General features: G+C 74.2%; 12 protein-coding genes, 1 tRNA gene and 1 riboswitch. Of the genes, 7 read left to right on the top strand and 6 right to left on the bottom strand.

The genetic code is table 11. The features are described from left to right. The first annotated feature begins 210 nt into the window (after nt 1-210). The 4 genes from ACFVN3_RS20655 (at nt 211) to ACFVN3_RS20640 (ending at nt 3,880) form a co-directional block, all read left to right on the top strand. Entirely contained in the window at nt 211-543 is a 333-nt protein-coding gene (locus ACFVN3_RS20655) for a PadR family transcriptional regulator (protein WP_378234840.1), read from the top strand. Beyond that, nucleotides 543-1,982 (top strand): hypothetical protein, encoded by a 1,440-nt coding sequence (locus tag ACFVN3_RS20650; protein WP_378234839.1) that lies wholly within the window; start codon nt 543-545, stop codon nt 1,980-1,982. The genes ACFVN3_RS20655 and ACFVN3_RS20650 overlap by 1 nt, the downstream gene beginning before the upstream one ends. A gap of 197 nt (nt 1,983-2,179) precedes the next feature. Next, nucleotides 2,180-3,664 carry an NAD(P)/FAD-dependent oxidoreductase gene (locus ACFVN3_RS20645; protein ID WP_378234838.1) on the top strand — a complete coding sequence of 495 codons (1,485 nt, stop codon included), beginning with the start codon at nt 2,180-2,182 and terminating at the stop codon, nt 3,662-3,664. A 142-nt stretch (nt 3,665-3,806) separates the two neighbouring features. Further along, nucleotides 3,807-3,880, top strand: a tRNA-Leu gene (locus ACFVN3_RS20640). Between the two features lie 6 nt (nt 3,881-3,886). On the opposite strand, the gene ACFVN3_RS20635 is transcribed toward ACFVN3_RS20640, so the two are convergent. The 3 genes from ACFVN3_RS20635 to ACFVN3_RS20625 all read right to left on the bottom strand — a co-directional run bounded on the left by ACFVN3_RS20635 (nt 3,887) and on the right by ACFVN3_RS20625 (nt 5,977). Then, the gene (locus tag ACFVN3_RS20635; RefSeq protein WP_378234837.1) at nt 3,887-4,282 is read right to left on the bottom strand and encodes a VOC family protein; all 396 of its coding nucleotides are present in this window, start codon (nt 4,280-4,282) and stop codon (nt 3,887-3,889) included. 127 nt (nt 4,283-4,409) lie between these two features. Next, nucleotides 4,410-5,054, bottom strand: a complete 645-nt coding sequence (locus ACFVN3_RS20630; RefSeq protein ID WP_378234836.1) for an alpha/beta hydrolase — start codon at nt 5,052-5,054, stop codon at nt 4,410-4,412. After that, complete coding sequence (locus tag ACFVN3_RS20625; protein WP_378234834.1) at nt 5,051-5,977, bottom strand: VOC family protein; 927 nt, start codon at nt 5,975-5,977, stop codon at nt 5,051-5,053. The genes ACFVN3_RS20630 and ACFVN3_RS20625 overlap by 4 nt, the downstream gene beginning before the upstream one ends. Nucleotides 5,978-6,066: 89 nt before the next feature. Beyond that, a riboswitch (TPP riboswitch) is annotated at nt 6,067-6,191 on the top strand. On the opposite strand from ACFVN3_RS20625, the gene ACFVN3_RS20620 reads away from it, so the two are divergent. The 3 genes from ACFVN3_RS20620 (at nt 6,182) to ACFVN3_RS20610 (ending at nt 8,578) form a co-directional block, all read left to right on the top strand. Further along, on the top strand, nt 6,182-6,934 hold the full coding sequence (locus ACFVN3_RS20620) for a TenA family protein (RefSeq protein ID WP_378234833.1): 753 nt from the start codon (nt 6,182-6,184) through the stop codon (nt 6,932-6,934). Its footprint overlaps the riboswitch before it by 10 nt. Before the next feature lie 105 nt (nt 6,935-7,039). Continuing rightward, complete coding sequence (locus tag ACFVN3_RS20615) at nt 7,040-7,543, top strand: helix-turn-helix domain-containing protein (protein ID WP_378234832.1); 504 nt, start codon at nt 7,040-7,042, stop codon at nt 7,541-7,543. A gap of 99 nt (nt 7,544-7,642) precedes the next feature. Then, entirely contained in the window at nt 7,643-8,578 is a 936-nt protein-coding gene (locus ACFVN3_RS20610; RefSeq protein ID WP_378234831.1) for a DUF6882 domain-containing protein, read from the top strand. Nucleotides 8,579-8,671: 93 nt separating this feature from the next. Here the strand turns inward: ACFVN3_RS20610 and ACFVN3_RS20605 are convergent, their stop codons facing one another. The 3 genes from ACFVN3_RS20605 to ACFVN3_RS20595 form a co-directional block, all read right to left on the bottom strand. Next, complete coding sequence (locus tag ACFVN3_RS20605) at nt 8,672-9,277, bottom strand: ClpP family protease (protein WP_087469679.1); 606 nt, start codon at nt 9,275-9,277, stop codon at nt 8,672-8,674. Further along, nucleotides 9,277-9,915 (bottom strand): ClpP family protease, encoded by a 639-nt coding sequence (locus ACFVN3_RS20600; protein ID WP_378234830.1) that lies wholly within the window; start codon nt 9,913-9,915, stop codon nt 9,277-9,279. Before ACFVN3_RS20600 ends, ACFVN3_RS20605 begins: the two co-directional genes overlap by 1 nt. 91 nt (nt 9,916-10,006) lie before the next feature. Then, nucleotides 10,007-11,677, bottom strand: a 1,671-nt coding sequence (locus ACFVN3_RS20595) for a fibronectin type III domain-containing protein (protein WP_378234829.1), incomplete at its 5' end; no start/stop codon positions are given.

Here is an 11,677-nt window from a genome sequence, read left to right as displayed (position 1 = left end):
CCCGCCCCGCCCCCCCCCCCGGGGGGGCCCCCCCCCCCCCCGGGGGGGGGGGGGCCCCCCACCCCGGGTTCGGCGTCTCCGGGCGACACGACTTGGCGTGTCGCCGTGCGTAGTACTACGCATCGCGCGGTAGTGTGCATCGCGTGAGCCCGCCACGTCCGGCGGGCCGAGTGCCGGGACGGACCAGGGCCACGCCCGACGGAGGGTCGGATGGACACCACGCAGCTGCTCAAGGGGGTGCTCGACGCCGCGGTCCTCGCGGCGGTCGAGGCCGAGGACGGGTACGGGTACGACGTCGTGCGACGCCTGCGCGCCGCGGGGCTCGACGAGGTCGGCGACGCGTCGGTCTACGGGACGCTGCGGCGCCTGTACGCGAACGGCGCGCTGACGACGTACGTCGTGCCGTCCGACGCGGGGCCGCACCGCAAGTACTACGGGATCAACGCGCAGGGCCGGGCGATGCTCGACCTGCACCGCAAGGAGTGGCAGACGTTCGCGGGCACCGTGTCCGCGCTGCTGCGGACCGGAGAGGTGGCCGCCTGATGAGCACGACGACGTCCGCGCAGCAGCCAGCCGGGGCGCCCGTGGGTCTGGCCTTCTACGGGCAGGTCCACGCGTACGCGCAGCAGGTGCGCGCGCACCTCGCCGACCTGCGCCCGGAGCAGGTCGAGGAGCTCACCGACGGGCTCGAGGCCGACCTCGCCGAGGCCGTCGTCGACGCGCCGGGTGCGCTGCCGCGGCGCGGGGCCCCGGCGAGCGCGACCGACGGCGGTCCCGCGAGCGGGGTCGGTGAGGTCGCCGACGTGCCGGGCGCCCTCGCCGGCGAGAGCGCCGAGGACTCCGGCCTCGACCTCGTCGCGCTCTTCGGGCCGCCCGCGGAGTACGCCGCCGAGCTGCGCGCCGCTGCGGGACTCCCTCCCGTCGTCGCGCCGGGCGGTGCGCGCCGCCCCCGCATCGGGCTGAGCGGGCGGCTGCTCGTGCTCGGCGGGATCCTCTCGTCCGGGTGGCGCTCCCTGTGGCGGCCCATGACGTCCACGCCCCAGTGGGCCTCGGTCATGGAGTTCCTGCGGACCCTGACGCCCGCGTGGTGGATCCTGCGCGGCTGGGTCGCCGCGACGGTGCTGCTCTGGATGTTCGGCGGGTACGAGATCGCCATGCTGCCGCCGGACCTCTCGGCGCGGGTCGTCGTGCTCGCGGCCGTCGTGGTGAGCGTGCAGTGGGGGAGGGGGCGGTGGCTGCCCACGACGTGGCTGCCCAAGGTCGTGCGTCCGCTGTCCGTCGCGGCGGCGGTCGTCGCGGCACCCCTCGTCCTGCACGCCGCGGCGGCCGGGGCGTCCACCTCCGTCTCGGGCTGGGAGAGCGGCTACCAGCAGGGCGTGGCCGACGCGCGCGTCGGGGTGAACCAGGTCGCCTACGACGGCGGGGGACCCGGCGGCGACGGCGTGTGGGTCGACGGGGTGCAGGTGTCCAACCTGTTCGTCTACGACGCGGCGGGCGATCCGGTGCGCGACGTCCAGGTCTTCGACGACCGCGGTCGACCCGTGCGTACGGTGACGGAGGAGGGCGCGTTCGGGGTCTGGGCCGTCCCGGACGTCGAGGGGTCGTGGTACTTCCAGCCGACGCTCTCGACGGACGGTCGCGAGCGCTGGAACGTCTACCCCCTGCGCGCGGTCTCGGAGGAGGACGTCGAGTACGCCGACGGCGACGGGCGTCCCGTCCCGGCGACGGGGACGCGCACGCACGAGATGCCGTGGCCGTTCCTCAAGGCGCCCACCGCCGTGCCGTCGAGCGTGGGCTCGGGCGAGGCCGCGTCGGGCGCGGAGGAGCCGGGCACCGGCGAGGCCGGCGACCAGGGCGGCCCCGCGCCGTCGGGCGACGAGACGGACCCGGCCGAGGGCACGGCCCCCGAGCCCGCACCGACCCCGCCCGCGGGCGGCACGCAGCCGACGGGCCCGACCCCCGTCCTGGGTGCGATCGGCTGACGATCGGCTGACCGATGCCGAACCCGGGATCGCTCCCCAGCGGGAGGTCGTCGTGAGGAGCGATCCCGGGTTCGGCGACGGCGGTGTCGCGTGGAATGTCGCGTCTGCCCCGTCGAGACGCCGAGCGTGGGGCGCGTCACGCCCGTCTGGCGGACGCTCCGGCTCGCCTGTGCCGCAACCGGTAATACTCTGGAACCATGCCTCAGAATGACCTGACCTCGGTCAGCCGTGCCCAGACCGCTTCGCCGCGGCCCCGCAAGGTGCCCCGCGTCGTCGTCCTCGGCGGCGGCTCCGTGGGTCTGTACGCCGCGCGCCGACTGCGCAAGAAGCTCGGTCGCCGCGAGGCGGCGATCGTCGTCGTCGACCCGCGCCCGTACATGACGTACGCGCCCTTCCTCCCCGAGGCGGCCGCGGGCTCGATCGACGGTCGCGACGTCGTCGCGCCGCACCGCCGCGCCCTCAAGGGCGTCGACGTGCTCCAGGGCAAGGTCGTCTCGATCGACCACGCCAAGCGCCAGGTGACGATCCACCCGGAGGAGGGCGACGACTACTCGGTCACGTACGACCACCTGATCGTCGGCCTCGGCTCGGTGTCGCGCACGCTGCCCATCCCGGGGCTCGCGGAGAACGCGATCGGCTTCAAGAACGTGGAGGAGGCCATCGCGGTCCGCAACCACGTGCTCAACCGCATGGACGTCGCGTCGTCCACGTGGGACGAGGCCCTGCGCCGCCGCATGCTCACGTTCACGTTCGTGGGCGGCGGGTTCGCGGGCGTCGAGGCGATCGCCGAGATCGAGGACATGGCGCGCTACGCGACCCGCAACTACGCGACGATCGAGGAGAAGGACCTCCGCTTCGTCATGATCGAGGGCGCCGGGCGCATCCTGCCGGAGCTCAGCGAGCCCATGGCGGGCTACGCGCTCGAGGAGCTGAAGAAGCGCGGCATCGAGTTCCACCTCAACACGTTCCTGTCGTCGTGCGTCGACGGGCACGTCGTCACGTCGACGGGAGTCGAGTTCGACTCCGACACGATCGTGTGGACCGCGGGCGTCAAGGCGAACCCGGTCATCAAGGAGGCCTCGGACCTCCCTGTGGACAAGATGGGCCGCGTCACGGTGCTCCCGACGCTCCAGGTCGCGGACGCCGACGGCAACGTCGTGCCGAACGCCTGGGCCGCGGGCGACTGCGCCGCCGTCCCGGACGTGCTCAACCCGGGCAAGTTCTGCCCGCCGAACGCGCAGCACGCGATCCGCGAGGCCACGCGCCTCGCGGACAACCTCGCGCTCGAGCTGCACAGCGAGAAGCCGGTCGAGTACCGCCACAAGAGCGTCGGCACGGTCGCGTCCCTCGGCCTGTACAAGGGCGTCGCGGAGCTGTTCGGCGTCTTCAAGCTGCGCGGCGTGCTCGCGTGGCTCATGCACCGCAGCTACCACGTCATGGCGATGCCCACGGGCAACCGCAAGATCCGCATCTTCATCGGCTGGATCGGGCAGTTCCTCCTGGGCCGCGAGCTCGTCTCGCTGGGCTCCCTGCACGACCCGCGCGCGGAGTTCCGTGCCGCGTCGGTGCCGCCCAAGAAGGACGGCGAGCCCGTCAAGCAGACCGCGCAGGGCTCCGCCGCCGCGGCCGAGGCGGGCGCTTCCGCCGACGCCGACGAGAAGGTTCCGGCCAAGGCCTCCTGACCGGCGCCCGGGGTCGGCGACCCCGGACCGGGCCCGACGACGAGGGGCGAGCCGCGCGCGGCTCGCCCCTCGTCGCGTCCCGTGGCTCCGCGGCCGGGTCCCGGCCGGATCGGCGCCCGCGGGCGCGGTAGATTCGGGCCGCGCCCCCATGGCCCAACTGGCAGAGGCAGCCGGCTTAAACCCGGCGTGTTCCGGGTTCGAGTCCCGGTGGGGGCACCCAGGTCACGAGAGCCCGGTCGGGCCCTCGGGCTCCGGCGGTGGCGCGGCCTCCTGGCCCAGGATCACGACCGTGCCGTCCGGGTCCTGCACGCGTGCGACGCGCTCGCCCCACGGCTGGTCCGTCGGCGGCTCGAGCACCGGGACGCCGGCCGCCGCGAGGTGCTCGACAGCTCGGTCGCAGTCGTCGACGTACACCCACAGGACGACCCGGGTGTCCGCGGGGGGTGGGTCGCCCTGGCCCAGGCCGAGCGGCGACCCGCCCACGCGCACGCTGACGTACACCGGCGGGCCGTCCGCGGGGAACGCGTACTCGACCGTCCCGCGCAGCAGGTCGCGGTAGAAGCCGAGCGACCGGTCGAGGTCGGCGACGGTGAGGATCGGGAAGAGGCTGCGGAACATCGGCCTGGCTCCTCGGTGCGCTGGGCAGGGGTGCTCCCATCGTGCGCGCCCGACGCCGAGCGCGCGCCCCGGGGCGCGTGCGCTCAGCGCTGCCTCAGCGCCGCCGTCCGGGCCGCGCGGACCGGTCTCAGTCCTTTGTGCGACCCACGGAGTCGTCGAGGAAGGCCCGGACGTCGGCGAGCTCGCGCGCGTCGATGCCGTGCGCGAGGCCGGGGTAGACGCGCTCGACGAGCGTCGAGCGGCCTGGCAGCCACGCGGCCGTGCGGTCGATCGCGTGCGGCGCGATGACGCGGTCGTCGGCGCCGCGGCCCCAGAAGACGGGCGGGCGGGAGGCGGCGAGCGCGGCGTCGGCGGGCTGCTCCGCGGCCTGGACGAACCCGCCGAGGACGACGGTCGCCGCCACGCGCTCGGGGCGCGTGCGCAGGAGCTGCGTCGCCACGAGCCCGCCCTGGGAGAACCCGACGGGGACGACCTGCCGCTCGGGACCGAGCTTGGCGTCGACCCACGCCCAGACCGCCGCGGTCGCGCGCGCCACCGGCTCCGGGTCGGGGTCGCCGGGCGTGTCGATCGGGAACCAGGCGAACCCGCCGTGCGGGAGCGCGAGCGGGGCGCGCAGCGAGACCCAGGGCGCACCGAGGTGCGGGCCGAGGCCCGCGAGGTCGTGCTCGTGCGAGCCGAACCCGTGCAGCAGGACGACGACGGCGCCCGACGCGGGCGGGTTCGTCAGCCCCGCGTCGGACCGGACCGCGACGAGCGTGGCCGGTGCGCTCATCGCGCGAGCAGCTCGTCGGTCGTCGTGCCGGGCACGGCGAGCGTGACGCGCGTGCCCCACGGGTCGTGCACGACGACGGAGCGACCGTCGTCGGCGTGCTGCAGCCCGCGGGCGCGCAGGCGGGCGACGAGCGCGTCGAGGTCGTCGCGGCCGGGGACGGTGATCGCCACGTCGCCGAGCCCGAGGCTCGCGGCGCGCGGGCCGGCGCCCGCGCTGTTCCAGACGTTCATCGCGACGTGGTGGTGGTACCCGCCCGCGGACGCGAACAGGGCGCCGCTGTACTCGGTGACGGTGGCCTCGAACCCGACGGCGTCGACGTAGAAGTCGTGCGCGGTCGCGATGTCGCCGACCTGGAGGTGGACGTGCCCCACGCGCCCGGCGAGCGAGGGCCCGGCGTCGAACGTCTCCTGGTCGAGGTGCGTGCGCAGGTAGGCGTTCGGGTCCAGGAACTCGGTCGCCATGACGATCTGGCCCCGCTCGCGCACCCAGGTCTCGCGCGGGCGGTCGGTGTACAGCTCGACGCCGTTGCCCTCGGGGTCGGTGAAGTAGAACGCCTCGCTGACGAGGTGGTCGCTCGACCCGACGAACGATCCCCGGCGGTCCTGCGCGGCGCGGTAGACGGTCGCGGCGAGGCTCGACGCGTCGTCGAACAGGAACGCGGTGTGGAACAGGCCGGCCTGGCGCCGGTCGACGGCGGGCAGGCCGGGCGTGTGCACCAGGCGCAGCATGGGCGTCGTGCCGCGGCCGAGGACGCGGTGCACCTCGGTGCCGCGCGAGCGCTCCTCGAGGGGCGCGAGCGCGAACGCGCCCGTGTAGTAGGACGTCATCTGCTCGAGGTCGCCGACGCGCAGCGTGACGGCGTCCATGCTCGTGGACGGGGACAGGAGGCGGTCGGTCGGCGCGCCCGGGGTGCTCGTGGTCATGTCTGCTCCAACTTGTTGTCGCTACAACTATATTCCCACACGTCGCCGGATGCTCCCGACACGGGCGGTGCTTCCTTGCTAGGGTCGCGACGAACCACGCGGGGCGTCCCGCCCGGGCGACCGGGCCGAGGGACTGAGACGAGCGGTACGGCCGCCCGGACCCGTCGAACCTGATCTCGCTAGCACGAGCGGAGGAACGTGGGCATGACGACGCCTGCTGCCATCACTGTGAACCCCGTCCGCACGGACGACCCGACCGCGCTCGTCCGGAGGGGGGAGATCGGCTTCACGGTCGACCTCGCCCGGCGGTACGCGCACCTCTTCGACGAGTTCTACGACCACCCGTTCCTCGCCGGGCTGCGCGACGGGTCGGTCGAGCCGGCCGCGGTACGGCACTACGTGGGCCAGGACCACCAGTACCTCACGGCCTACCTGCGCAGCTACGGGCTCGGCATGGCGCTCGCTCCCGACCGCGAGTGGGCCGCGTACTTCCACGAGAAGGCCGGGTTCCTGCTCGACGACGAGTCGCACGCCCACCACGCGATGTGCGACTTCCTCGGCGTGACGTACGAGGAGGCGCAGACGAACCGCCTCGCCCCGAGCGCGCAGGCGTACGTCGACCACATGCTCGCCGCGGGCCGCGACTCGCTCGGCGTGCTGCTCGCCGCGCTCCTGCCGTGCCCGTGGACCTACATCTGGTCGGCGCGGCGGTTCTGGCTCGCCGAGCGGGAGACGACGCCCGGCGCGATCGGGGACGACCACCCGCTCGCGGGCTGGTGGGAGTTCTACGCCGCCGAGCGCACCGAGGGCGTCCTGGACGACCTCCGGGCACGCCTCGACGCGCTCGCCGCCGACGCCGGGGAGGCGGAGCGCGCGCGCATGGAGCGCGCGTTCGAGCTGAGCTGCCGGCACGAGATCCGGTTCTGGCAGATGGCGTGGTCGCTCGAGCGGTGGTGACGCCCCTCCCGGGCCGGTGAGCGCCCGACGTCGGGCCTTACGCCAGCAGCAGATCCCCGCCCGGGTGCCTCGGCACCCGGGCGGGAGCGCGGGTAGCGTGACCGCATGGACGCGACGAGCGCGGCGCCGGGCCCGGCGCCGATCGCAGTGCCGAGCAGAGCGACGGCGAGCCCCCGGTCCCGGGAGGGCGGGCGGCCGGAGCCGCTGCTGCGCCACGTCATCGGCGGGATCCTCCGGCGGGCGCGGCTCGCGCAGGGTCGCACCCTCGTCGACGTCGCGGCCTCCGCGCGCGTCTCCACCGCCTACCTGTCCGAGGTGGAGCGCGGCCGCAAGGAGGCGTCGTCCGAGGTGCTGGCCGCCGTCTGCGGCGCCCTCGGCCTGCGCCTCGTGGACCTCGTGGCCCGCACGGGGGAGGAGCTGCGCCCCGTCGCCCCGGTGCGCGTGCTCTCGTCCGTGCGGGAGCGCGGCGCGCTCTCCGCGCCGCGCCACCCCGCACCCGCCGGGGAGCCCGTGCGCGACCTCCCGGTCGCGCGGACCATGATCGCGACCACGACGCTCGCGGCGCGCCCGACCGCGCGCGCCGCCGACGTCCTGCTCCTCGCCGCCTGAGTCGCGGACCCCGGGGGTCGAGGCGCACCCGACGGGTACCTGGTCAGCACCGCGTGTCGTGCCCCGGTGCGGCGGGAGGCGCGCGGCTACCGTCGAGGGATGACGGAGCCGCAGACCGCGCACGGCACGGCAGAGCAGACCGCCCCGGCCCTCCAGGAGCTCGTCGACGACGCCGCGTTCCTCTCGCACGAGCACCAGCTCCACCTCGCCGACCACCACGGTGACGACGCGTGGAGCGCCGAGATGGCGGAGGGCACGTTCACCTTCACCGCCGCCACCGGTGGGACGACGACGTGCCGGCTCCAGTTCCTCGGCACGGCCGCGCCCGGACCCGGGAGCTGGATGTGGGCGTGGAACAACGTCAACGGCTTCCCCGACGACGTGCTGCGCGCCGCCGAGAAGACCCGCGAGACCGGGCTGCGCGAGGCGACCGAGGCGGAGCTCCCGCTCACCGACGACCTCCCGTACCGCCTCGCGCTCGCGGTCAAGGCCGTCACCGGGTCCTGGACCCACTACAGCGCGCCCGTCGGCGGCGGCACGCGCGCCTGGTTCCTCCTCGACGCCGAGGGCCTCGCGCTGCCCGCGCCGAGCGTGCCGCGCGTCGTGCGGGTGCTGAGCGAGGGCCTGCTGTCCGTCACGGTCGTCGACCACCGGCGGGCGCTCAGGTCCTACGCGGCGGCGCGGGGCCTCGAGACGACGGAGGACGGCGGCGCGGTCGTGCTCGCCCTGCCCGACGGCGGCGTGACCGTCCGCTTCGACGAGCACGGGCGGATCGCGGGCATCGAGGCGACGGCGCGCCGCGCGAGCGAGCCGGTGCGCGACCCCGCGTCCGGGGCAGCGGCTCCTGACGACGACGCGCCCGACGAGGACCCCGCCGTCGACCCGGACCTGGACCTCGACGTGCCGGACTCGGGAGAGCCCGTGTCGGCAGAGGAGCCGGGCCCGGCCGAGCCTGCGCCGGCGGAGGAGCCGGGCCCGGCCGTCGAGCCCGCGCTGGAGCCGCGTCGTCGCTCGTGGTTCCGGCGGCGCGGGTAGTCCCTGCGCGGCGCGGCGCGAGCGCTGCGTCGACGGCCGAGAGCTGCGTCCGGGGACGCATCGGCCGAGCGCGGCCGCAGCGCTCGCGCCGGGTCAGGCGGCCGCGGCGAGCTTGCGCGACGTGACGACGGCGTCCGCGACGCCGTACTCGACGGCCTGGCGCGCCGTGAGCACGAGGTCGCGGTCGGTGTCCGCGCGCAGGCGCTCGACGGTCTGACCCGTGTGCCGGGACAGCACCTCCTCCGTCTCGGACCGGATCCGCAGGATCTCCTCGGCCTGGATCGACAGGTCGGAGATGGTGCCCTCGCCGCCGCCCGACGGCTGGTGCAGCAGCACGCGCGAGTGCTCGAGCACGAACCGCTTGCCCGGCGTCCCCGCCGCGAGCAGCACGGCCGCGGCCGACGCGGCCTGGCCCATGCAGATGGTCGACACGTCGCAGCGGACGAACTGCATCGTGTCGTAGATCGCCATGAGCGCTGTCGCGGAGCCGCCGGGGGAGTTGATGTACAGGCCGATCTCCTGGTCCGGGGCGTCGGACTCCAGGTGCAGGAGCTGGGCCATGACGACGTTCGCGACGCCGTCGTCGATCTCCGTGCCCAGGAAGACGATGCGCTCCGAGAGCAGGCGGGAGAAGACGTCGAACGCGCGCTCGCCGAGCGGGGTCTTCTCGACGACGGTCGGGATCGTGTAGCTCGCCATCACAGCCCCACCTTCCGGGTCGAGCGGGCCGGGCGGACGTCGTCGACGGACTCGACGATCCGGTCGACTATGCCGTACTCCAGCGCCTGCTCGGCCGTGAACCAGCGGTCGCGGTCGGAGTCGTCCGCGATGGTCTCGACGCTCTGCCCGGTGCTCTCGGCGGTCAGCCGGTGCATGAGGCCCTTGGTGTAGACGAGGTTCTCGGCCTGGATCGCGATGTCGACGGCGGTGCCGCCGATCCCGGCCGACGGCTGGTGCATCATGATCCGCGCGTGCGGCAGGGCGAACCGCTTGCCTGGCGTCCCCGCGCACAGCAGGAACTGCCCCATGCTCGCGGCGAAGCCCATCGCGACGGTCGACACGTCGTTGGGGACGAGCCGCATGGTGTCGTAGATCGCGAGCCCGGCACTCACCGAGCCGCCGGGGGAGTTGATGTACAGCGCGACGTCCGCGCGCGGGTCCTCCGCCGAGAGCAGGAGGAGTTGCGCGCACAGGCGGTTCGCGACGGCGTCGTCGACGGCCGTGCCGAGGACGACGATGCGCTGGTGGAGCAGGCGCGTCGTGAGCTGGTCGTCGAAGGACGAGGGTGCCGGGGCGACGGCCTCCGCGTACGGGGTGCGTGGCGTGTGCGTGGTCATGGCACCACCGTGGCCCCGGGGCGGCCCGGAAGGTCGACCGATCTGCCGTCGGCACATTCGCCGACGGCAGATCAGCCGCTACGGCCCTCCGCTACTTGTTGGGCCAGGTGTTCCTCTGGATGTCCACGCCGGCGGGCGCCGGACTCACGGTGATCCAGTTCTGCGGGGCGGGGTAGTAGTTGCCCATGATGCACGGCAGGTCGAACGAGGCGTTCGGCCCGAAGCTCCGCGAGTAGCCGCCCGTGATGGCGTGGTCGTACCCGCCCGCGTTCGTCATGCACTGCACGGTGTACGTCCCGCTCGGGAACGTCGCGTTCGTGTTGAGCCGGTACCGCGTGCAGACGCTCAGGTCGTTGCAGTCGCCCAGCGAGCCGGTGGTGGCCGCGGCTCCACGGGACGCCCAGATCCTCGGCGGGTCGGGCCGAGGGTCGGTCGTGAACGTGGCCTGCCCGCTCCACGCCCCGCACCCGGCCGCGTTGCACGCCCGCGCGATGAGGCGGAACGTCTGCTCGTAGTCGGACCCGACGTTGACCGTCTGCCCCGTGCCGGACGTGTTCTGGCTGCCCGAGAGCTGCCACTCGTAGCGCGAGATCCCGTTCCCGCCGTTCGACGAGGGCGCCGAGATCGAGAACTGGCCACGGTTCACGCCCGTCCTGGACACGGAGATGCCCGGGACCCCCGGCTTGTCGTAGGCGTTGATCGACGCCGACGCGGGGCTGGACGTCGAGGTGCCGCCCAGGTTGGTCGCGGTCACGGTGAACGTGTACGACCCGGGGTTCAGGCCCGTGAAGTCCACCGAGGTCCCGGAGACCTGCCTGGTGGCGTTGCCCGGCGACGCCGTCACCGTGTAGGCCGTGATCGGGCTGCCGTTGGCGTCGGCGGCTCCCCACGACACGCGCGGGATGCCGCTGTTCTGCGAGCCGTTGCCTACGTTCTGCACGCTCGGCCTCGGCGGGGCCTCCGGGCGCCCGTACGGGACGACGGCTGCGGACGCCGAGCTCTGCGCCGTCACGCCCGCCTTGTTCTCGGCCGTCACGGTGAACGTGTAGGACGACTCGTTGTCGAGGCCGGTCGCCTTGTGGCTGAGCCCCGTGAGCGTCAGCGCCGCCCCGTCTGCCGAGCCGTTGCGGTACCGCTGGAGGTGGTACGCCTTGATGGCGTCGCCGTTCTCGAACGGCTGCTCCCACGACACGTCGATCGACCCGCCGTTGAGCGGGGAGTCGGCCGCGCGGTCGGCCTTCGGCGTCTTCGGGACGTCCGGCAGGCCGGCGGGGATCTCCTCGGCGGAGTAGTCGCCCCACTCGGACGGGTCGGGCGCGAGGTTCACGGCCTGCACGCGCACGCGGTACGCGACGCCGTTCGTCAGCCCCGTCCACACGACCTGGTTGCCGGAGAGCGCCTGCATCTGGATCGCCCCGCTCGGCGGGGCCGGGGAGATCTCGAGGTTGACCGTCTCGATGGGCGAGCGGTCGGTGTATGCCTGGTTCTCCCACGTGACGGTGAGCGACTCGTCGCCGAACTCGAGGGTGGGTGCGGCGGGCGGGTCGGGCTTCTCGTCCGGGCGCGCCTCGGCGGAGGCCGGGGAGGCGGGTCCGTCGCCGACGGCGTTGGTCGCGAACACGGTGAAGGTGTACTTGACGTTGTTGGTCAGGCCGTCGAGCGTGCAGGTGGTGGTGCCGCAGGCCTTCTCGTAGCCGTTCTGGGAGCGCACGGTGTAGCCGGTGATCTCGGCGCCGTTGTTGTTCGGCGGGTCCCAGGACAG

Source organism: Cellulosimicrobium sp. NPDC057862, assembly GCF_042797035.1.
In the GTDB taxonomy this organism is placed as follows: Bacteria; Actinomycetota; Actinomycetes; order Actinomycetales; family Cellulomonadaceae; genus Cellulosimicrobium.
This window is presented reverse-complemented; position numbering and strand designations above follow the sequence as displayed.